Raw genomic sequence first — 21,422 nt, 5'->3', positions numbered from 1 at the left:
ATGCAACAAGCGCCGTTTACAGACGGTCGAAAGCCTCGCCGCCGGCGTCGAACAGATGCGCCTGATCCGCCGGAACCCGCAGGCTCAGGGTCTCGCCGGCCGAGGGCCGCACATCGCCGGGCAGCAACACGGTCACCGGCTCATCACCCGCCGTCAGATAGGCATAGGTGGCATGCCCCAGGGTCTCGACGAAGACGACCTTTGCGGAGACCGCATCGCCCTTGCCCCCGGTCGTCAGGTGCTCGGGACGGACGCCCAGCGTGACCTTGTCGCCGGCCTTGGCCCGGGCGGCGTGGACGGCCACCTTCAGGCTCTCGCCCGCCGCGGTGCGCACGGTCGCGCCCCTGGCCGTGGCGGAGACAATTTCGGCGGGCAGGAGGTTCATCTTCGGACTGCCGATGAACTCGGCCACGAACAGATTGCGCGGCCGTTCGTACAGCTCCATCGGCTTTCCGACCTGTTCGATCTGTCCGGCGTTCAGCACCACGATCCGGTCCGCCAGGGTCATGGCCTCGACCTGGTCATGGGTGACATAGACCATGGTCGTCTTCAGCCGCTCATGCAGGCTGGCGAATTCGTAGCGCATCCGCACCCGCAGGGCGGCGTCGAGGTTGGACAGGGGCTCGTCGAACAGGAAGACCTGCGGCTCGCGGACGATAGCCCGGCCGATGGCGACGCGCTGGCGCTGGCCGCCGGACAGGGCCTTGGGCTTGCGGTCCAGATAGTCGGTGATGTTCAGCGTCTCGGCTGCGCCGCGCACCCGCCGGTCGATCTCGGCCTTGTCCGCCTTGGCCAGCTTCAGGCCGAAGGCCATGTTCTCGTAGACGCTCATGTGCGGATAGAGGGCGTAGGACTGGAACACCATGGCGATACCCCGGTCGGACGGCGACAGATCGTTGACCGAACGGCCGCCGATGGCGATGTCGCCGCCGGTCGCCTCTTCCAGACCGGCGATGGTGCGCAGCAGGGTGGACTTGCCGCATCCCGACGGGCCGACGAAGACCACGAACTCGCCGTCGGCGATCTCCAGATCGACGCCTTTCAGAACCTGGGTGGTCCCGAAGCTCTTGGTCACGCCGGTCAGCCGGACGTCCGCCATGATTGCCTGCCCGCAACTACCTGAACTGAGGGCACCGTAAACGGTTACAGTGCGCGATCAATCCTCGCGATGTGAGAGCAGGGAAGGGGCTAGCGAGGCCCCTTGGCCTTGTACGGCGCGCGGGGCGCTGCGGGCTTGCCGCGAGCATCCTTGGCTGCCCACGGACGATCGCCGCCCTTGGGCTTGCCCTTCCACGGCTTGTCGCCTGCGGCGGCCGGAGCCGCCTCGGCGTCGGAGCGCGGGGCCCAGGGCGTCTTGCCCTCGACCGGAGGCTTCTTGACCCAGGGCTTCTTGCCTTCGGGCGTCGGATCGTTGGGCGTGCGTTTGACCCAAAGTTTCTTGCCTTCGGCGGCCGGGGCAGGGGCGTCGTCGCGTTTCACCCAAGGCTTCTTGTCGCCCTGCGGACGGTCCTCGCGGGCCTTCCACGCCGGCCTGTCGGGGCCGTCCTCACGCTTCACCCAAGGTTTCTTCTCGGTGGTCGGGCCCGCATCGTCCCGCTTCACCCACGGCTTCTTCTCCGCCGGAGCGGTGTCCTCACGCTTGACCCAGGGCTTTTTCGCGCCTTCGGGACGATCCTCGCGCGGCTTCCAGGCCGGCTTGTCGCCGCCTTCCTCGCGGGCCTTCCATGGCTTTTTGTCGGGACGGTCGCCGCTCGCGGGTTTCTTGTCCCAGCGGCTGACGGGCTTTTCGGAGGGGCCCGGCTTGACGGCCGGATCGATCTTGACGCCGTCCTCAAGGCCCAGGGCGATGGCGGCCTCGAATTTGGCCTGCATTTCCTGGGTGATCTCGAACTTGGTCTCGCGCTCGAAGATCTTGATCGAGCCGATGTCGCGCTTGGTCACATGGCCCAGACGGCAGATGGTCGGCATGAGCCATTTCGGATCGGCGTTCTTGTCGCGGCCGATGTTGATCCGGTACCAGGTCATGTCGCCGCCGCGGGCGAAGTCGGTGTACGGGACGTCGGCCTGGCCCTTGTCGTTCTTGCCGGTCTCCTGCTGACGCTTCATCCGGTCGTCGTCATAGACATCTTCCGGCGCGGGCAGCTTCTGCTGGTACAGGCGGATCAGGGCGGCAGCGACCTGTTCGGGCGTGCTCTTCTCGAGCAACTGCTTGCCGAGCGCGAGGACCGCTTCGTCCTCGACCGGCGCGATCAACACGGGATCGGCCAGCATGCGGATGTGGTCGTTGGCCAGGATCATCTCAGCCGAGGGCGGGCCCGACCATTCGGCCTTGATTGAGGCCGACTGCAGCATCAGCTCGACCTTGCGGCGGCGCGTGTAGCTGACCAGCAGGACGGAGACGCCCTTCTTGCCGGCTCGGCCCGTGCGGCCCGAACGGTGCAGCAGACCGGCCTTGTTCACCGGAATCTCGGCGTGGATGACCAGACCGAGATCCGGCAGGTCGAGGCCGCGGGCGGCGACGTCGGTGGCGACGCAGACGCGGGCATGGCCGTCGCGCAGAGCCTGCAGGGCCTCGGACCGCTGGCTCTGGGTCAGTTCGCCGGACAGGCCGACGACCGAGAAGCCGCGTTCGCGCAGGGACGAGGTCAGGTGTTTCACCCGCTCACGCGTGTTGGCGAACACCAGCGCCCCGGGGGCCTCGAAATAGCGAAGCACATTGACGACGGCCAGTTCGACCTCGTTCGGGGCGACGCGGATGGCCTTGTATTCGATGTCGGCGTGAGAGGCGTTGCCCGCCACGGTATCGATGCGAAGGGCGTCCTTCTGGTAGGTCTTGGCCAGCTGCACGATGTCGCGCGCCAGGGTGGCCGAGAACATCAGGGTGCGGCGCTCGGCCGGGGCGGTCTCGAGGATGAAGGTCAGGTCCTCGTGGAAGCCCATGTCCAGCATTTCGTCGGCTTCATCGAGCACGACGGCCTGCAGGGTCGTCAGGTCCAGCGAGCCGCGCTCGAGGTGGTCACGCAGACGGCCGGGCGTGCCGACGACGATGTGGCAGCCGCGTTCCAGCGCGCGGCGCTCGACCTTGGGGTCCATGCCGCCGACGCAGGAGACGATGCGCGCGCCGGTCTGGGCGTAGAGCCACTGCAGTTCGTTGGAGACCTGAAGGGCCAGCTCGCGGGTGGGCGCGATGACCAGGGCCACCGGCGCGCCGAACTCGGCGAATTTCTCCGCCTCGCCCAGCAGGGTGGGGGCGAGGGCCAGACCGAAGGCGACGGTCTTGCCGGAACCGGTCTGGGCGGAAACCAGCAGGTCGCGGCCCTGTTCGGCCTCCAGCACGGCGGATTGCACCGGCGTGGGCTCGGCATAGCCGCGTTCGGAAAGGGCGCGATCGAGCGCGGGATGACTGGCGGGGAAGGGCATGGGGCGGTCCAATAGCACGATTCAGCGCGCGAACGGTCGGCGCGGAAGGCGGCGGACGGCGGCGTATGAGGGGAAATAACGGCGGAATGGTGAAAGCCGCCGAATTGAGGCTGCGCCCCTTACAGGACGATCGAGGGCTTTACCAATTGGAGAGCCTCCGGGGCAGATACTGGGCGGGTTCACGCAGGCATATCCCATGTTCGTCCTTCGCGCCGCCGGCTCAACCCTTCTGATCTACGCCCTGTTCAACGCTGCCTTCGGCCTGAACCGGCAGGAGCTGCCGTGGTTGATCTCGGCCGTGCTGCTGACGATCGGCGGATTCGCCCTGCTTCTGGCGCAGCCGTGGTCTCGGGTCGTGGTGCTGGCGTCCGCCGCCGCCGCCGCAGCGGTGGGAGCGATCAGCCAGTTCCGGACGGCGCAGGACGTCAACATCAGCCTGGAATCGGCGACGGTGGCATGGACTCTCTGGTCCGCCCTGTGGCTCGCGACCGCCTACATCGGCTCCAAATACCTGTCGGACAAGGGCGTCGCCCTCGCGGAACTGTAGGACGCCGAACCCCGGTCGCCGACACGGTCGATTAAGGCTCCTGCGAGTAAACTTCCGGCTCGTTCGACGCACCTGCGGGCCGTGTCCGGCCCAATAGGAACAATGTTGTGAGCCGCTTCGCCCCTATCCCGACTACTGATGGCTTCCTGCGCGCCACGGGTGGATCGATCGCGCTGAAATTCGCCTTTGTCGGTCCCGCGGTCTTCCTGCTGGCCGTTGGCGGAATCGATCTTCTGGCGGTCAACCGCTCGCAGGACCGGCTGCAGACCATCGCCGACGGCGCCGCCGCGGCAGGGGCGGAGGCGCTGGATCCTGCCGCAGACCTCGCCGCCGCCCGCACGCGCGCCGCCGCCTTTGTCGCCGCCGAAATGCGCCGGTGGCCGAACGCCCCGGCCTTTGAGGCGAAATACGAGATTGTCGACCAGGCCGGCGGGCCGGCGCTGCGGGTCGTGCTGCGCGGACACCGCCCGTCGTTCCTCGCCAATATGCTGCCGCCCGGCGGCTGGCATCTGGTCGGCGACGCCAGCGCCACGCCGGTCTGACGACCTGCGGCCTGGCCGCAATCTGTAAGGCGAAACCTGAACCATCGGCGTCTGGCGCCGGACAGGAATGGTGGATGCGACAGGGATTGAACCTGTGACCCCCTCGGTGTGAAGGGCCTCAAAGGCAATTTCAGGGCATTTCAGGACTGTGCATAACTCGATAACTTGCTGAAATTATGCATTTTAAGATTTCAGCGCTTTTCTTGCTTTTTCACAGAATTCTGCATTTGGCGCCCCACCAGCGCCCCAGGAAATGCTAGTTTGGGAGGCGCTTGATTTGCAGCGCAGGCGCGAGGAGAGCGCATTGTGGCCCGCCTTCTGCTTACCACAGATCGTCAGATCTCGGGTCTGAAACCCGCTGACAAAGTCTACGAGATTGGGATCGGCGGTAGCCGGGGACTGGGAGTTCGTGTCTTCCCCACCGGGCTGAGGCAGTTCGAGTTCCGCTATGTCGCGGCGAACGGAACGAGGCGACGTCTGTGCCTTGGCGCCTATCCCGACCTGTCTCTCGCCGAGGCCCGGGCGAAGGTCGCGGGATTGCGGATCGCGGTGGTGGACGGCGGAGATCCCGTCGCGGAAAAGACCGCCGCCCGTGAACGGGCGCGAACCGGGGAATCCCTCGACGAACTCGCTGAGGCCTACTGGCAGGCGGCGACGGTGGGACTTCACGGAGGCCGCCGGCGGCCGAAGCGCGAGGTCACTCTCAGCAACGAACGTCAGATGTGGCGCAACCACATTCAACCTCGGCTGGGCGCGCGACCGTTCACGGAACTGCGGCGCGCCGACATCAAGGTCTTCATGCGGACGCTAGTGACCGACAGCGGGCTGGCGGCGGCCAGCGTGGCCTCGATCGGCTCGGTGCTGCACGCTGTCCTGGGGTTCGCCGTGCTCGAGGAGCGGTTGGAGGCGAACCCCGCGCTCGGGCTGGCCAGACCGCTGGCCCTTACTTCGCGCGAGCGCATGTTCGATGACGCGGCCTTGAAGACGCTCTGGGACGCAGCGTCCGAGGCGTCCGTGCCGCGGGCGCCGGGCGAGAAGACCGCCGGGATTCATGCCCGTCTCGAGCCCGCGATGGGCTTGGCCATCCAGCTGTTGATGCTGACGCTGACCCGCCGCAACGAGGTCGCCGGCGCCCGAAAGACGGAGTTCGATCGCGCCGCGAAGATCTGGACCATCCCGTCGGAGCGGGCCAAGGCCAAACATCAGCACGTCGTCCCCATGGGGCCCGACGCGCTCGAGGTGCTGGAGGTCGCCTGGGCGCTTGATCCCGGCAGCCCCTACCTCTTTCCATCTGCCCGTTCTCCCGGCCAGCATCTGGACCCGCACGCCATCACCCGCGCCTTCGCCCGGACCTGCACGCGCAGAAAGCTGGCGGTGGGGTCGCCTCACGACGTCCGGCGGTCTGGCGCGACAACGTTGACGGGGCGCTATGGCGTCAGCCGGTTCGTGGTCGGACTGGTGCTCGGGCATACGCCCAATGAAGGCGCGGCGGTCACCAGCGTCTATGACCGGCACACCTATGTGCCGGAGAAGCGGGCGGCGCTGGAGTTGTGGGCGAACCATCTTATCCGGCCGGGCAATGCGGTCGCGCAGCGCGAGGACGTTCCATTGCCTCATGCAGGCGCTGGGCATGTCAGCGAGGCCAAGGCGCGGGCGCTCGCGCTGTGCCAAAAGGGAGATCTCCACGAGGCCGTGCTCTCGATCTGCATGGATATGTCCCGCCATCCGTCCACCGCGAGCTCGCATCTGGCGATCTTGGGCAAGGTCGGCCTCGAACGCGCCGCAGCGGGTTCACGCGCGCAGGTGGAGGACTGGATTGGCGGGTTTCGATAGGTGTTTGGAGGCGGTTACGGACACGATCCGTCCGTCTGTGAGCGTCGAGCAAGCTTTGCGGGCTCTTGCATCCTCTGTTCGGGCCGCGCGCCGCCTGAGAACGGTCGGCCGCCGAATTCAGCGCGCAAGCAGGCGCGGGGCGTTCACCGCCTTGACCTTGGATCGACCCGGACCCGCGTCAGGCTGTCGCTGACGCCGAGGTTCCACCATCATGGCCTTGAGCACAAAGCCCGTGGTTGTGCAGCACCTCAATGACCTTGCAGGCGGAGACCCTCCCGCCGGCGCATTCGGCTGTCATCCGCGACAGCTCCGTGCTCAGCGCCTGAAGCTGGGTAATCTTCGCTGTCACGTCGGCGAGGTGCCGCTCCGCGATCACGTTGGCTTCGCCGCAGGGACGATCCGGATGATCGGACAGGTCGAGCAGGGATCGGATCGAATCCAGGTCGAAGCCGAGCTGACGCGAATGACGGATGAAGGAGAGGCGCCGCAGGGCGATGTCGTCATAGAGGCGACGGTCGCTCGCCGTTCGCGGCGGCGCGGGCAGCAGCCCGATCTGCTCGTAGAAGCGGATAGTCGGGACCTTCACGCCGGTGGCCGCGGCCAGCTTGCCGATGGTGCGCAGGGAAGGGGAGGCGGGGGTTGCAGGCATGACGGCAGAATAAGCGCTTGATCCTCTAGAGGCTAGAGGATGCACAACAGGTCGCGAAGATCGCCGGAGCGCCCATGACCGAACCCCTGACCCAGGATCTTCCCGCCGCTTCGGGGTGCGGTTGCGGCGCGCCTGTCAAGTTCGACGGCGCGACTCCCGCCTATCGCCGCATCCTGCTGTCTGTGATCGCCATCAATGCAGTGGCCTTCGTGGCGGTCGCGGGCGGGGCGCTCATCCAGGGCTCCGCCGCCCTGGGCGCCAACGCCCTCGATTTCCTCGCTGACAGCGCGACATACGCCATCAGCCTGTGGGCGATCGGCAAATCGGTGCGGGTGCGATCAGGCGCGGCCCTTCTCAAGGGGACCAGCCTGGCGCTGCTCGCCGTGTTCATCCTGGGCTTCGCGGTCTGGCGAGCGGCTTCGGGCGCCCCGCCCGAAGGGGCGGTGATCACCGGCCTTGGCCTGTTTGGCTTCCTCGCCAACGCGGTCGCCGCCTTGCTGCTGGTGCGCCATCGCGACGGCGACGCCAATGTCCGCTCGGTCTGGCTCTGCACCCGCAACGACCTGATCGAGAGCCTGGTCGTCGCCGGCGCCGGGGGACTGGTCTGGCTCACCGCCTCGCGCTGGCCGGACCTGATCGCCGGGGCGATCCTCGCGCTCGTCTTCCTGCAGTCGGCCTGGTCGATCGTGCGCCAGTCGCGGCAGGAATTGCGGGAGGCGGCCTGATGCCGAAACGTCGGGGCGACCGCGGTGCGACGATGACGAGATTGAAGCGGCGGCCGATCATGGTATGGGACCGCATGGGATTTCCTGCGATCAGGCATGGACTGGTGATGGCGCTGCTCGCGTCGTTCCTGTCGCTGTTCGTCCTGGTGTCCGCCGTCGATGCCGCGGTCTGCGGTCCCGAGGCGACGATATCCCATACTTCGGAGGCGGCGACCGACGCCCCGGCCCAGCCGGACGATGGCGGCGGGTCGGACAGCCATGTCATCTGTTCTCATGGTCACTGCCATCACAGCGGCGTGACCGTGGCTGAAGCGTCCAACGTTCCGGCCACGACCCTGGGCGCCGCCGATTTGATCGCTTTGGCGCCCGCCGACGGCCCGCCGTCCCACGCACCCACCGGTCCGGACCGCCCTCCCAGAGGCTGACGGGATCGCGCGCGAACGCGCGCTCTCCACGTCAACCATCTGGGAAACAGGACCTATGCCATCCCCTAATCGCCGCCTGCCGCACACCGCGGCCGGTGGAGCCACGGTCGCCCTTGCGGCGATCCTGGCCATGCTGGCCCCGGGGTCAGCCTTCGCCGAACCCGTCACTCTGGCCGAAGTGCTGGCCCGCGCCTCAGCCTCCTCGCCGACGCTCGCCGCGGCCGAAGCCGATGTGGCCGCGGCCCTCGGCCGGGCGCAGCAAGCCGGCTTCCGCCCGAATCCGGAGCTTGGGCTGGAGATCGAGAATTTCGCCGGCACCGGCGCCTTCTCGGGCCTCGACGACGCCGAAAGCACTCTCAGTTTGGGGCAGCGGTTCGAGCTCGGCGGCAAGCGGCCGGCGCGCGAGCGCGCCGCCCGGGCCGAAGTCGACGCCGCCCGGTTGCGTCTGGCGGTCGCGCGCGCGGACCTGCAACAGCAGGTGCGTGACGCCTACGCCGAAGCCTGGGCCGACAGCCGGCGGGTTGAACTCGCCCGCGAACAGTTCTTGCGCGCTGACAACCTGCAGACCATCGCGACCGAATTGGTCGATGCCGGCCGCGAACCGCCGCTTCGAGCGCTGAGGGCCCGTACAGTCGCCCTGGAAGCGGTCGGTCGGGTTCGAGCCGCCGAAGCTGAATATGCAGAAGCTCAGCGGGCGCTCGCCGCCCTCTGGGGAGGAAGCGACGACCTGCCCGAGCCCGTGGCGTCCGAGGCCGGGCCCGCGCCCGAGGCCGTCCTCGACCCGGCGAACGCGCTGGATGTGCGTCTGGCCGAGGCGGAAGTCGCGACCTCGATCGCGGTCGTGGACCGTGAACGAACCCTGTCGCGCCCTGATGTGACGGTCAGCGTCGGCGCCCGTCAGTTCCGCGGCACAGACGACACGGCGATGGTGGTCGGCGCCTCCATGCCGATCGGCGTCTTCGACCGCAACCAGGGCAATGTCGCCGCAGCAAACGCCGAGCGGGCCGGAGCCGAAGCCCGCCGAAACGCCGCTCTGGCCGGGGCGATCCGGCGCACGCGCGACGCCCAGGCCGCTCTGCGGACGGCCGAGGCGCGGCTCGCCTTCCTGGAAACCCAGGCTGAACCCGAGGCGCTGGAGGCCGTGCGCATCGCGCGTGAAGGCTTCTCGGCCGGCCGCTTCACCCTGCTGGACGTGCTCGACGCCGAAGAGGCGCTGAACACCCTGCAGGCCGACATGATCACCGCCGAGCTGGAGCGCGCGCAAGCCGTCGCCGCCCTGACCCGCGCCACCGCAACCGAAGGGTCCATCCCATGAAGAAACTGACCAATCAGCAACGCCTCCTCGCGGGTGCAGCGGCCACCGTGATTATCCTGGGCGGCGGTTACGCGGTGTGGAGCATGACACGAGGTCCCGAGGCTGCGCCCGAGGCGCAGGCCGAGGAAGAAGAGGCGCATGGCGCCGGCGAGGCCTTGGAGATGGACGCGGCCCGCATCCAGGCGGCCGGGATCATCCTGGCTCCCGTGGGCAGCGGCTCGCTCAGCGCCGAGATTGTGGCCCAGGGTACGGTGGTCGGAACCCCCCAGGGCGAAGCCATCCTCGCGGCCCGCGCCGACGGCGTGATCAGCCGCGTGTCCCTGCGGCTGGGTGATAGCGTTCGCGCCGGCCAGACCGTGGCCCTGATCGAAAGCCGCGAGGCTTCGACCATCGCCGCCGAACGGTCGGCGGCCCAGGCGCGTCTCACCGCGGCCCGTCAGGCGCTGGCGCGCGAACAGCGGCTGTTCGACGCCCAGATCACCGCGCGCCAGGATCTGGAAGCGGCCCAGACCGTCCTGGCCGAGGCCCAGGCGGAATCGCGGCGGACCGCGTCCGCGGCGGCGGCGGCCCGCGTCTCCAGCGACGGCCGGAGCACCGGTGTGGTCAGCCCGATCAGCGGTCGGGTGACGGCGGCGGACGCAACCCTCGGCGCTTTCGTCACGGCGGGGACCGAACTGTTCCGCGTCGCCAACGCCAGCCAGATCGAGATCGAGGCCTCGGTCTCGGCCGAGGATGCGGGCCGGATCGCATCCGGCGACCGTGCCAGCATCAGCCTGCCCGAAGGCGAGGTCCAAGCTACGGTCCGTTCGATCACCCCGGGGGTCGATGCGGAGAGCCGCGCCGCCACCGTCATCCTGAGCCTTTCGGGCGTCGGCGGGCTGCGGCCCGGCCAAGCGATCTCGGCGCGAATCTATACGCGGGATGCGCAGACCTCGGGCGGAATCTCGGTGCCCGAGGAAGCCATCCAGACGGTCGAGGGCCGCGACGTGGTGTTCGTCAGAACGGCCACGGGGTTCACGGCCGCGCCCGTCATCGTCGGCCAGCGCAGCGCGGGACGCGCCCAGATCACCTCCGGCCTGCGCGCCGGCCAGACGATCGCGGCCCGCAACGCCTTTCTGTTGAAGGCCGCGCTGGGCGCAGGCGAAGTGGAGCACTAGACCATGATCGCCAACCTCATGGCCCTGTCGGTGCGGGCGCGATGGATGATCATCGCGCTCGTGCTGATCGTCTCCACCTACGGCGCGTGGCAGTTGACCCGGCTGCCGATCGACGCCGTGCCGGACATCACCAACAACCAGGTGCAGATCAACACCTCCGACGCCTCGCTCTCGCCGGTCGAGATCGAGAAACGCGTCACCTTCCCGGTCGAGACCGCCATGGCCGGCATCCCCGGCCTGCAATCGACGCGATCCCTGTCGCGCAACGGCTTCTCACAGGTCACCGTGATCTTCGAGGAGAACGTCGACCTCTATTTCGCGCGCCAGCAGGTCAGCGAACGCCTCGTTCAGGCCCAGGAGAGCCTGCCCGAGGGCGTCCAGCCCCAGATCGGGCCCGTCACGACGGGCCTGGGCGAAGTGTTCATGTACGCCATCGACTACACCAATCCGGGCGGCCGCGGCGCGACGGTGCGCAACGGTCAGCCGGGCTGGCAGTCTGACGGGTCGTTCCTCACCCCTGAAGGCGATCGCCTGACGGACGACGTCTCCCGCGCCGCCTACCTCAGGACCGTGCAGGACTGGATCATCGCGCCGCAACTGCGCACGGTGAATGGCGTCGCCGGCGTCGACACCATCGGCGGCTTCGAAAAACAGTATGTGGTCGAACCCGACCCCACGCGTCTGGCCCAGTACGGCGTCTCATACAGTGAGCTGGCGCAGGGGCTGGAGGCTGCAAACCTTTCGGTCGGCGCCAACTTCGTCGAGCGCGGCGGCGAGGCCTATCTGGTGCGGGCCGACGCCCGCATCCGCAGTCTGAGCCAGATCGAGGAAGCTATCGTCGCCACCCGCGGCGGCGTGCCCGTCGCGGTTCGCGATGTCGCCACCGTCAGTCTCGGGGGAGATTTACGCACCGGCGGAGCGACGATGAACGGTCGCGAGGTCGTCATCGGCACGACCCTGATGCTGATCGGCGAGAACAGCCGCACCGTTGCCCGCGCGGTCGGCGAACAGCTGGAGACGACCGTTCGATCGCTGCCGCCGGGGATCAAGGTCACCCCGGTGCTGGATCGCTCCAAGCTGGTCAACGCCACCATCTCGACCGTCCAGCGCAACCTCATCGAGGGGGCGATCCTGGTCGCCGTCGCCCTGTTCCTGCTGCTCGGCAACGTCCGCGCCGCCCTGATCGCGGTGGCCATCATCCCGATCTCCTTCTTCATGACCGCCATCGGCATGAATTACCTGGGGGTGTCGGGAAACCTGATGAGTTTGGGGGCGCTGGACTTCGGTCTGATCGTCGACGGCTCCGTCATCATCATCGAGAACTGCCTGAGACGGCTGTCCGAGCGGCAGCACCATGAAGGCCGCCTGCTCACCCTGCGCGAGCGTCTGGAGGAAACCACCATCGCCACCCAGGAGATGATCAAACCGACCGTCTATGGTCAGGCCATCATCCTCCTGGCCTTCGCGCCGCTGCTGACCTTCCAGGGGGTCGAGGGCAAGACCTTCTCGCCCATGGCCATCACCCTGATGCTGGCCCTGGTCGCCGCCTTCATCCTGTCGATCACCTTCGTCCCCGCGATGGTGGCGCTGGTGATGCGCAACAAGGTCTCCGAGAAAGACGTCTTCGTTATTCGCTGGATCAAGGCGAAGTACGAGCCTGTCCTTCATCAGGCTGTCGCCCGTCCCTGGCCCTTCGTCGGCGGCGGCCTGGCCCTGTTCGCCGTAGCCGGGGTGATCTTCAGTATGCTGGGACAGGAGTTCATCCCGACACTGGACGAACGCAATCTGGCGCTGGCGTCCCAGCGGGTGCCTTCGACCGCGGTCGAGCAATCGGTTCGCATGCAGCGCGGCGTCGAGACCGCCATCACCGCCTTGCCCGAGGTCGAGTTGATGTTCTCCAAGACCGGCACCGCCGAGGTGGCCACCGATCCGATGCCGCCCAACATCTCCGACGGCTTCATCATCCTCAAGCCGCAGGACCAGTGGCCTGAAGGGGTGAACACCAAGGAGGATGTCATCGAGCGGGTGGAGGCTGCGGCCAACGCCCAGGTCGGTCAGGGTTATGAGCTCAGCCAGCCGATCGAACTGCGCTTCAACGAACTGATCGCCGGCGTGCGGGGTGACGTGGCCATCAAGATCTACGGCGACGACCTCGACCAGCTGACCGCGACGGCCAATCAGATCGCGGCGCAGCTGAACGCCACCCCGGGCGCGGCCGACGTCAAGGTCGAACAGACCGATGGGGCGCCGTCCCTGGACGTGACCTTTGACCGGGCCGCCATCGCGCGGTTCGGCCTGACCGTGGAGGAGGTCGCCGATACGGTCGCCGCCGCCATGGGCGGTCGCGAGGCCGGGCAGTTGTTCGAGGGCGATCGCCGCTTCGATGTGGTGGTGCGCGTGCCCGGCGCCAGCCGGAACGACATGGACGCACTCGGCGCCATCCCGGTGATGCTGCCGGAACAGGAAGGCCGCACCCGGGCGTCCGTCCCCTTGCGCCAGGTCGCTTCGTTCCGCTTCGCCGAGGGGCTGAACCAGATCAGCCGCGAGAACGGCAAGCGGCGGGTCGTGGTCCAGGCCAACGTCCGGGGCCGCGATGTCGGCTCGTTCGTGAACGAGGCCACGCCCAAGGTCGAAGCCGTCGCCCTGCCGGCGGGAGCCTGGATCGAATGGGGCGGCCAGTTCCAGAACCTCAAGGCGGCCTCGGACCGTTTGTCGCTGGTTGTGCCGATCTGCTTCCTGGCCATCTTCGCGGTGCTGTTCCTGGCCGTGGGCACGTTCGGGCGGGCCGTGGCGGTCTTCCTGACCGTGCCCCTGGGGCTGGCGGGCGGGGTCTTCGCCCTGGCCCTCACCGGCATCTCCTTCTCGGTTTCGGCGGCGGTGGGCTTCATCTGCCTGGCCGGCGTGGCGGTGCTGAACGGCCTGGTGGTGATGTCCTCGATCCGGCAACGGCTCGATGACGGGATGGAGCTCTCCCGGTCCATAATCGAGGGCTGCATGGAGCGGGTGAGGCCGGTGATCATGACCGGCCTGGTCCCGGCCATCGGCTTCGTGCCTATGGCGCTGGCCCATGGCACTGGGGCGGAGGTGCAGAAGCCCCTGGCCATGGTGGTGATCGGCGGCCTGATCACCGCGACCCTGCTGACGCTCCTGGTCCTGCCGGCGATGAGCCGGCTGGTCTTGGGCCTCACCGAAGGGCGGCGTTCCAAGCCCACCGACGCGCCGGCCGCCGAGCCGGTCCCGGCGGAATAGTCCCAAGTCCCCGCCGTCGTATCGGCGGCGGGGATCCCCCCCATCCCGGAGGCAGCCATGCCAGACCCCATCAAACTGATGAGACTCTACACCGACGAGGCCGCCTATTTCGGGGATCGCAAGGTCTTCGAGATCGTCACCGAACGCGCGCGGGCGGCCGGCGTCGCCGGGGCGACCGTACTGCGGGCCCTGGTCGGCTTCGGCCACACGCCGCATCTCCATCGCCGCCATGTGCTGGACGATGACCAGGCCCTGATCATCGAACTGCTCGATCACGAGTCCAGGCTCCGGGGCTTTCTGGCAACCCTGTCGGACCTGGAACACCTCGGACCGGTCACGCTTGAGGCGGTCGAGGTCCTGCGCTGGCCGGACGCGGCGGTCGAGCCGGTCTAGGCAGAGCCGGCGAGGGAGACCTGATGTGAGCGTTCGGACGCCCGAGGACGATCAACGGCGGATCCTGCTCTGGGTCCTGGTGCTGAACGCCGCCCTGTTCGTCGGGCTGGGCGTCGCGGGCTGGCTGGCGGATTCCAGCGCCCTTCTCGCCAATGCGGCGGACAATGCCTCGGACAGCGCCGTCTATCTGATCAGCTTCCTCGCGGTAGGGCGCGCCCCGGCCTGGAAAACCGGCGCGGCCCGTCTTTCAGGTGTGCTGCTGTTGCTGTTCGCGGCGGGCGTCCTGGCCGATGTGGTCCGTCGATGGCTGACGGGCGCCGAACCGCTCGGTCCCGCCATGATGACGATGGCGCTCGTGGCGGCGGCCGTGAACCTCTGGTGCCTGCTCCTGCTCCGGAAGGTGAAGACCGACGACGTGAACATGCGCGCCGCCGAGACCTTCAGCCTTAACGACGCCATCGCCAATGGGGGCATTCTGGTCGCTGGCGCCCTGGTCCTGTGGTTGGGACGAGCATGGCCCGACCTGGTCGTGGGCGCGCTGGTGGCGGTCGTCGCCATCAAGGGCGGCCTCGAAATTCTGCGAGACGCCGCTCGCACTGACGACAATCAGGAGGCGATCCGATGAGTACGCCCGAAGCCGATCATCAAGCCGGAGACGGCCACGACCATACGAGCGAAAAGGCGGGCGCCGACCCGCATGCGCATGGCGGCGTATTCGGGCCGAACACCGAAGTGATTTTCGCCCTGGCGAGCGGCGCTGCCCTGACCTTGGGCTTCGGCCTCGAAAAGCTCGCTCCCGGCGTCCCCGCATGGCTGCCTCTCACCCTCTATGTGGTCGCCTATGGCTTCGGCGGGTTCTTCACAGTCCGCGAGGCCTTTGAAAACCTCCGCAACAAGCGGTTCGAGATCGATACGCTGATGCTCGTGGCGGCCGCCGGCGCGGCGGCGCTCGGGGCCTGGGCGGAGGGCGCGCTGCTCCTGTTCCTGTTCAGCATCGGCCACGCCCTCGAACACTACGCCATGGGCCGCGCCAAACGGGCGATCGAAGCCCTGGCGGACCTGGCGCCGCGCACGGCCCATGTTCGCCGCGGCGATCAGGTTCTCGAAGTTCCGGTCGAAGAGGTCGAGGTCGGCGATACGGTGGTCGTGCGTCCGAACGAACGGCTCCCGGCCGACGGGTTTGTCGTGGTCGGTGCGACAAGCATCAACCAGGCGCCCGTCACCGGCGAGAGCATGCCGGTCGACAAGCAACCGGTCGTCGACGCCGAAACCGCCCGGGCGCGACCCGCTCAGATCGGCTCTGCCTCCATCGTCTTCGCGGGCACCATCAACGGCGCGGGCGCGATCGAGATCGAGACGACGCGCAAGTCCACCGACACGACCCTGGCCAAGGTCGTCCGCATGGTCAGCGAGGCGGAAACCCAGAAGTCTCCCACGCAGCGATTTACGGACCGCTTCGAACGGATCTTCGTGCCCGCGGTCCTGGGCCTCGCCTTCATTCTGCTCTTCGCCTGGGTCGTCGTCGACGAGCCCTTCCGCGACAGCTTCTACCGGGCCATGGCGGTTCTGGTGGCGGCCAGCCCCTGCGCCCTCGCCATCGCCACGCCCAGCGCCGTCCTTTCTGGCGTCGCCCGCGCGGCCCGGGCCGGCGTCCTGATCAAGGGCGGCGCCCCCCTGGAGAACCTGGGCTCGCTCAGCGCCATCGCGTTCGACAAGACCGGCACACTGACGGAAGGACGGCCCCGGATTACCGACATCGTTCCGGTGGGCGGCGCGCAGGAGATCGACCTCCTGACGACCGCCGTCGCCGTCGAGCGGCTGAGCGACCACCCTCTGGCGGAGGCGATCGCGCGCGACGGGCTCGAGCGTCTCAAGGGCGCGGTGATCGCCGCGGCGTCGGAGCTTAAAAGCCTGACCGGGAAAGGCGTCAGCGCCCGGTTCGAAGGCGCGCCGGTCTGGATCGGCAAGCCGGAGATGTTCGGCGTGGACGGCGTCGGCCCGCTCAGCGCCGAGGCGGAGGCGGCCGTCACGCGCCTGCGGCTGGAGGGCCGCACCCTGATGGTCGTGCGCTTGGGCGAACGGGACCTCGGCGTGATCGGCCTGCTGGACACGCCACGGGCTGCGGCTCGCACCGCGCTGGACGCCCTGCGCGCGCTGGGCGTGTCGCGGATGATCATGATCTCGGGAGACCATCAGAAGGCGGCTCAGGCCATCGCCAGCCAGGTGGGCCTTACCGAGGCCTGGGGCGATCTGATGCCCGAGGACAAGGTCGACGCCATCAAACGGCTGCGCGCCGAGGGCAAGATCGCCATGGTCGGGGACGGCGTGAACGACGCCCCCGCCATGGCCACCGCGACCGTGGGCATCGCCATGGGGGCCGCCGGATCGGACGTCGCGCTGGAGACCGCCGACGTCGCCCTGATGTCCGACGATCTCTCGCAACTGCCGTTCGCGGTCGGTCTGAGCCGCAGAACCCGCGGCATCATCCTGCAGAACCTGGTCGTCAGCCTGGGGGTGGTCGCCTTCCTTGTGCCCGCCACCATCTTCGGACTGGGCATCGGGCCGGCGGTGGCGATGCACGAGGGCTCGACCGTTCTGGTCGTGTTCAACGCCCTCCGGCTCCTCGGCTACCGCGACCCGACTCGCAGGGCCGTTCCGTCGACTGGCGCGGCCGCCACGACGGCGCCCGACCCGAAGGGAACAGCCGCATGAAGCGCATCGGATGGGTTTCCGTCATCGCCGTGTTCCTTGCACTGTCGGCCTTCGCCTACGGCATGCTGTCGGGGCGGTCGCGACCTGCGGCGGACGCGGCGCCCCCGTCCTCGGCCCGGGATGCCGGTGCTCACGACGCTCAGGGCGCGACGCCGGGGGAGGCTCCTTCGACGCGGGCCTACCGTGAAGCGAATGATCGGATGCACCGGGGCATGGCCATCGCCTATACCGGCGATGCCGACATCGACTTCCTTCGGGGCATGATCGCGCGTCACGAGGGCGCCATAGCCATGGCGAAGATCGCCGTCGAACACGGCGAGGCCGCGGACGTCCAAAACCTCGCCCGCGAGATCATCGCCGCCCAGGAGGCCGAGATCATCCGGATGAGGATACTGCTGGCCCGCCACGAGGACGCCCCGCCCGCCGGCGTCAGGCCCTGACGCCGTGGCCGGCAAGCGGTTCAGCGTCCGGAGCCGCGACCTTCGCTGGAAGGAAGGCCGCGCCAAGACCAGGCGGTCGCGGCCGAGGCCCCCGCCCAAGCGGAACCTGACCCTGGATCTGGTCGTCGCAGGGGTCGGAAGCCTCGTCGCGACCGGCGTCGTCTTCTGCCTCGCCTTCATCCTGTCCGGGTCTCACAACGTGCCCCTGCATCTGGGTTATGCGGTGATCCTGGGCGGCGTCGGCGTCGCCTGTTATGCACTGGGACCCCGGGACCGCGGGGGACGGATGATCGCCGGCGCCATAGGCGTGCTGTGGCTCTTCGGGTCGGCCGCCCTGTTCTCCGCCCGGGCCGATATCGTCATACCCCCTCATCGACATGTGAGCGCCGCCCAGTCGGTCGTAGTGAACAAGGCGGAGGACTGACGTTCCCCGCGGCCACGAGCGGCAGGCGCTAACCTTTCCTTGGGCGCCTTGGGGCTACGATCCTGCCATGCGCCGCGCCGCTCCTGAGACGATGGATCGATCCCCGCCGCGTATCGCGCGCGGCGGCTGGCTGGACGCGCTCCGGTTCATCGTCGGGGCGCTGATCATCCTCTACCATTTCCGCGAGGCCTCGCCGGTTGCGCTGCCGCAGCTCCATCCGGTGTTCGACCGCGGCTATCTGCTCACCGACTTCTTCATCATCGACTCCGGCTATGTCCTGGCGCGCATCTACGGCGACCGCCTCGCCGCCGGGCAGGTCTCGCTGCGCGCCTATGCGCGCCAGCGCCTGCTGCGCGTCATTCCGGCCCACTTGGTCGTCAGCCTCATTCTCGTGGTCATCGTCGGCGCCGCCGCGCTGGCGGGCGTCGCGCCCAGCAATCCGCGATGGTTCGACTGGTCGCAACTGCCGGCGCAGGTGTTGCTGGTCCAGGCCTATGGGGTTCCGGGCGGGCAGGGGTGGAACGCCCCGACCTGGACGCTGTCGGCCCTGATCGGCTGCTATCTCCTCCTGCCGTGGATCTGCCGCGCCCTCTGGCGCTGGCCGCCGGTTCTGGTGGTGATCGGCGCGGTGGTCCTTGTCGTGGCCGCCGATCTCGCCGCCTCGCTGTGGCTCGGCGATCCGATCTACCGCCTGCCGATGCGATACGGCATCCTGCGCGCGCTGCCGCTCTTCCTGCTCGGGGTCGCTGCGGCCTACTACGGGTCACGGGTGTACGTCGCACCGCGCCTCGCGGGGGCGATCGGGCTGGCCGCCGCCGTCGCGCTCGTCGGCTTCCAGGCGGTCGGCGCCTTCAGCCTGCTGTCCCTGGGCCTGATGACGGGGATCATCTGGGCCGCCGGCGCCGTCCCCGTGCTCCGGCCCTCGCGCCTGGTCGAGCATCTCGCCCTGATGTCGTTTTCGATGTTCCTCACCAATGAGGTGAGCCGCATCGTCTGGTTCGGCCTGCTCGACGCCCTGGGGCAGGACGCCCTGCCGTCCGGCGCGCGCTGGGCGCTGTGGTCCGTCGGCTTCGTCGGCGCCTTCGTCGCCGCCGCTGTGTTCCGCTACGGGTTCGATCGCCCGGTCCAGACCTGGCTCAACCCCTCGCTTACCAATCGGGCCGCCGGAGATCATGCGGCGGTCGCCGCGCCCAGGGCGTCAGGCGCCGTTGTGTCGGCCGAACACGCGGGTTGAGCCGTCATTGAGGATCAGCACGGTCGTATAGGGCTCGCGCCCGGCGGCCTCCATGCCCGGCGAACCCGCCGGCATGCCGGGGGCGCTCAGGGCGCGGGCGGCGGGACGTTCGCGCAGCAGCCGGTCGACATCGCCGGCCGGAACATGGCCCTCGATGGCGTAGGCGCCCACGACGGCGGTGTGGCAGCTCGCCCATCGGTCGGGGATGCCGTGCCGGGCCCGGATCGAGGCGAGGTCCTCGCGTTCGATGACCTCGACGGTCCAGCCGGCCTCGCGCACGTGGGCGATCCAGCCGCCGCAGCAGCCGCACCAGGGCGTCTTGTAGGCGGTCATCCGCTTGTCCGGCGCCGCTTGCGCGGCGCCGGCCAGGGCGGCGAAGGGCAGGCCGATCAGAACGGCGCGGCGAGAGGTTGAAACTTGAGCCATCCGAAATCTCCTGGAAGCGTTGTGAGGCGGTAAGGCAGGACCGGGTTGCGGTTGATTCTTGGCCGATTTCACGGCGACGGTCACCCTATCGCCTTTGGTGGGTCCTACCGACCAAGGCAAATGAGCACCGCCGCGATCCCGAGCGCCGCGATGAGAGAACCGCCGGTCAGCGCCATACCGAAGGCGCGCGCGGCCGCCCCGCGCGGGTAGCCGACGGCGAAGGCGACGCGGCCGATGAGGTAGATGCCCACCAGGACCGGCAGGATGATGAGTTCGTCTCCCCGCAGCACCGTCGCCAGGACGAGGTGGCTGCCGATGGCCAGGACCGTCTGTTCGAGCGAGTTCTGCAGCACCGCGGCGGCCACGGAGAGGCGTGGGCTCGGGGCGGCGTAGGCCGAGCCGGGCCGATCGGCGTCGGATCGAAACCGGATGGAAGCCACGACGCGGACGCAGCCAGCCAGCCACAGCAGGATCAGGAGATCGACCTTGAGGGCGTAGGCGAGACGGTCGGCGACGCCTGGATCGGCGGGGACCCCGAACCAGTGCGGCGGAACCGCCAGCCAGGCGACAGTCACCGCCACGGCGGTCAGCACGACCGCCGCCGCTGACCAGAGTGCGATGAGTGTTTTCTCCCGGGTCATGACCTTGTTTCACCCGTTCTGACGGAAATCCACAGCAACGCCGCCACGCCGCACACGATCGCCGCGTCCGCAAGGTTGAACGTCGGCCAGCGCCAGTCGCCCAGGTGCAAGTCGATGAAGTCCGTCACCGCGCCTTGGCGGATGCGGTCGGCGATGTTGCCGAGCGCGCCGCCGGCGACGGCGCCGAGCGCGAGGGCCAGCGCAGGGCGCCGCGTGCGCCAGGCGGCGGTCAGGACCGCCGCGGCGACGGCGCCGGTGAGCGCCACCAGCAGCCAGCGTCCGGTTTCGCCGTCGGCCGAGAGGAGGCCGAAGGTGACGCCGCGGTTGAAGCTGAGGTCGAGGTTCAGGAAGGGCGCGATCTCGACCGGGGCGGTCAGGGTGCGAGCCCACGCCTTGGCAAGCTGATCGACCCCGGCCACCCCGATCGCAAGGACCACGGCGGCCAGTCTGACCGATCGTCCGCCAGACTGCCGGAAGGCGGGCGCTGCAGGAGCGAGGTTTCGGTCAGACATGCCCGATCTCCTGGATCGGCTGGGTAGAGCGGCCGAGCGGCTTCCCGGCCCGATAAAGGGAGATCGAACCCGTGGCGGTCGCGATCACCGCCCGCTCCTCGACGCCCTCGAACCCGGCCTCCGCGATCAGGTCGGGCAGGCCGCCGGCGGCGTTCAGCCGGGTGTTCTCGACCCCGTCGAGGGCCTGGACCTGGCGGAAGAGGAGCCGCATCGACGGCGTGCGCTGCCAGCCATAGTCGGCGATGTGCAGTTCCCCGCCTGGCCGCAGGGCGGCGTGGATCGACGCCAGCCCGGCGCGCTTGCCGTCGATCGGCACCTGGTGAAACACGAGGCTGGACACGACATTGTCCGCCCGTTCCCGGCCGATCAGGTCCGAGACGTCGCCCGCGAAGCCCTGGAGGAAGTCCACGTCGGCTCCGCGGCCGAGGGCCTTGGCTCGCGCCCGGTCCAGCACCTCCGGATCGGGGTCGATGCCGATCATGTCGACCCCGGGGGCCGCGGCCTTGATCAGGGTCGCGAGCGTGCCGGTGCCGCAGCCGACGTCGACGATAATCTCGCCGTCGCGCGGCGCGAGCTGCGCCACGAGCGCCGTCCGCCAGACCGTCTCGCGCGTCATCAGCGCGATCGCGGCGTCATACAGCCCGGTCAGGCTGCGGTGCCCGAGGGCCGGGGTGAATTCGGCCGGGGATGCAGAACGGGTCATGTAGCCTCCAAGTTCAGGCGTCATGCTGCATCCTCTAGTCGCTAGAGGATCAAGCGAAGATTTCGTCCGTCGCTG

Annotated in this window: 21 protein-coding genes; 14 read left to right on the top strand and 7 right to left on the bottom strand. The window is 68.7% G+C overall.

Annotation, left to right across the window (positions count from 1 at the left end):
* Window positions 1-16: 16 nt before the first annotated feature.
* Window positions 17-1,099 carry an ABC transporter ATP-binding protein gene (locus B3E43_RS04650; RefSeq protein WP_292027078.1) on the bottom strand — a complete coding sequence of 361 codons (1,083 nt, stop codon included), beginning with the start codon at window positions 1,097-1,099 and terminating at the stop codon, window positions 17-19.
* A gap of 89 nt (window positions 1,100-1,188) precedes the next feature.
* Window positions 1,189-3,420, bottom strand: coding sequence for a DEAD/DEAH box helicase (locus B3E43_RS04645; protein ID WP_292027076.1), 2,232 nt, complete (start codon window positions 3,418-3,420; stop codon window positions 1,189-1,191).
* 196 nt (window positions 3,421-3,616) lie between these two features.
* On the opposite strand from B3E43_RS04645, the gene B3E43_RS04640 reads away from it, so the two are divergent.
* The 3 genes from B3E43_RS04640 (at window position 3,617) to B3E43_RS04630 (ending at window position 6,342) form a co-directional block, all read left to right on the top strand.
* Complete coding sequence (locus B3E43_RS04640; RefSeq protein WP_292027073.1) at window positions 3,617-3,967, top strand: hypothetical protein; 351 nt, start codon at window positions 3,617-3,619, stop codon at window positions 3,965-3,967.
* A gap of 107 nt (window positions 3,968-4,074) precedes the next feature.
* Window positions 4,075-4,509 carry a hypothetical protein gene (locus B3E43_RS04635; RefSeq protein ID WP_292027071.1) on the top strand — a complete coding sequence of 145 codons (435 nt, stop codon included), beginning with the start codon at window positions 4,075-4,077 and terminating at the stop codon, window positions 4,507-4,509.
* Between the two features lie 306 nt (window positions 4,510-4,815).
* The gene (locus tag B3E43_RS04630) at window positions 4,816-6,342 is read left to right on the top strand and encodes a tyrosine-type recombinase/integrase (protein ID WP_292027069.1); all 1,527 of its coding nucleotides are present in this window, start codon (window positions 4,816-4,818) and stop codon (window positions 6,340-6,342) included.
* Window positions 6,343-6,520: 178 nt separating this feature from the next.
* Here B3E43_RS04630 and B3E43_RS04625 read toward each other — a convergent pair whose 3' ends face one another.
* Complete coding sequence (locus tag B3E43_RS04625) at window positions 6,521-6,964, bottom strand: helix-turn-helix domain-containing protein (RefSeq protein ID WP_349677559.1); 444 nt, start codon at window positions 6,962-6,964, stop codon at window positions 6,521-6,523.
* A gap of 101 nt (window positions 6,965-7,065) precedes the next feature.
* Between B3E43_RS04625 and B3E43_RS04620 the strand changes: the two genes are divergently transcribed.
* From B3E43_RS04620 to B3E43_RS04570, 11 genes are all read left to right on the top strand, one after another.
* On the top strand, window positions 7,066-7,716 hold the full coding sequence (locus tag B3E43_RS04620) for a cation transporter (RefSeq protein WP_292027065.1): 651 nt from the start codon (window positions 7,066-7,068) through the stop codon (window positions 7,714-7,716).
* A 107-nt stretch (window positions 7,717-7,823) separates the two neighbouring features.
* Window positions 7,824-8,141, top strand: coding sequence for a hypothetical protein (locus B3E43_RS04615; RefSeq protein WP_292027063.1), 318 nt, complete (start codon window positions 7,824-7,826; stop codon window positions 8,139-8,141).
* Between the two features lie 55 nt (window positions 8,142-8,196).
* A complete protein-coding gene (locus tag B3E43_RS04610) occupies window positions 8,197-9,456 on the top strand; it encodes a TolC family protein (RefSeq protein WP_292027061.1) in 1,260 nt (419 codons plus the stop codon).
* Window positions 9,453-10,613 (top strand): efflux RND transporter periplasmic adaptor subunit, encoded by a 1,161-nt coding sequence (locus tag B3E43_RS04605; RefSeq protein WP_292027059.1) that lies wholly within the window; start codon window positions 9,453-9,455, stop codon window positions 10,611-10,613. Before B3E43_RS04610 ends, B3E43_RS04605 begins: the two co-directional genes overlap by 4 nt.
* Before the next feature lie 3 nt (window positions 10,614-10,616).
* On the top strand, window positions 10,617-13,862 hold the full coding sequence (locus tag B3E43_RS04600) for an efflux RND transporter permease subunit (RefSeq protein WP_292027058.1): 3,246 nt from the start codon (window positions 10,617-10,619) through the stop codon (window positions 13,860-13,862).
* Window positions 13,863-13,919: 57 nt separating this feature from the next.
* A complete protein-coding gene (locus tag B3E43_RS04595; RefSeq protein WP_292027056.1) occupies window positions 13,920-14,255 on the top strand; it encodes a DUF190 domain-containing protein in 336 nt (111 codons plus the stop codon).
* Between the two features lie 25 nt (window positions 14,256-14,280).
* Entirely contained in the window at window positions 14,281-14,880 is a 600-nt protein-coding gene (locus B3E43_RS04590) for a cation transporter (protein ID WP_292027054.1), read from the top strand.
* The gene (locus tag B3E43_RS04585) at window positions 14,877-16,967 is read left to right on the top strand and encodes a heavy metal translocating P-type ATPase (RefSeq protein ID WP_292027052.1); all 2,091 of its coding nucleotides are present in this window, start codon (window positions 14,877-14,879) and stop codon (window positions 16,965-16,967) included. The genes B3E43_RS04590 and B3E43_RS04585 overlap by 4 nt, the downstream gene beginning before the upstream one ends.
* Window positions 16,964-17,407: a CopM family metallochaperone gene (copM, locus tag B3E43_RS04580; protein WP_292027049.1), complete on the top strand. Its 444-nt coding sequence runs from the start codon at window positions 16,964-16,966 to the stop codon at window positions 17,405-17,407. Before B3E43_RS04585 ends, copM begins: the two co-directional genes overlap by 4 nt.
* A 4-nt stretch (window positions 17,408-17,411) precedes the next feature.
* Window positions 17,412-17,831, top strand: a complete 420-nt coding sequence (locus B3E43_RS04575) for a hypothetical protein (protein ID WP_292027047.1) — start codon at window positions 17,412-17,414, stop codon at window positions 17,829-17,831.
* Between the two features lie 67 nt (window positions 17,832-17,898).
* Window positions 17,899-19,065, top strand: coding sequence for an acyltransferase family protein (locus B3E43_RS04570; RefSeq protein ID WP_292027045.1), 1,167 nt, complete (start codon window positions 17,899-17,901; stop codon window positions 19,063-19,065).
* Here the strand turns inward: B3E43_RS04570 and B3E43_RS04565 are convergent.
* From B3E43_RS04565 to B3E43_RS04550, 4 genes are all read right to left on the bottom strand, one after another.
* Entirely contained in the window at window positions 19,030-19,491 is a 462-nt protein-coding gene (locus tag B3E43_RS04565; protein ID WP_292027043.1) for a DUF411 domain-containing protein, read from the bottom strand. The genes B3E43_RS04570 and B3E43_RS04565 overlap by 36 nt on opposite strands.
* 104 nt (window positions 19,492-19,595) lie before the next feature.
* Window positions 19,596-20,132, bottom strand: coding sequence for an MAPEG family protein (locus tag B3E43_RS04560; protein ID WP_292027041.1), 537 nt, complete (start codon window positions 20,130-20,132; stop codon window positions 19,596-19,598).
* Window positions 20,129-20,644, bottom strand: a complete 516-nt coding sequence (gene lspA, locus B3E43_RS04555) for a signal peptidase II (RefSeq protein WP_292027039.1) — start codon at window positions 20,642-20,644, stop codon at window positions 20,129-20,131. The genes B3E43_RS04560 and lspA overlap by 4 nt, the downstream gene beginning before the upstream one ends.
* Window positions 20,637-21,347, bottom strand: coding sequence for a class I SAM-dependent methyltransferase (locus B3E43_RS04550; protein ID WP_292027037.1), 711 nt, complete (start codon window positions 21,345-21,347; stop codon window positions 20,637-20,639). Before B3E43_RS04550 ends, lspA begins: the two co-directional genes overlap by 8 nt.
* Window positions 21,348-21,422 lie beyond the last annotated feature (75 nt).

This window comes from Brevundimonas sp. UBA2416, assembly GCF_002343105.1.
Lineage (GTDB): Bacteria > Pseudomonadota > Alphaproteobacteria > Caulobacterales > Caulobacteraceae > Brevundimonas.
Note: the sequence above shows the minus strand (reverse complement) of the source record. Positions and strands in the feature narration are given on the sequence as shown.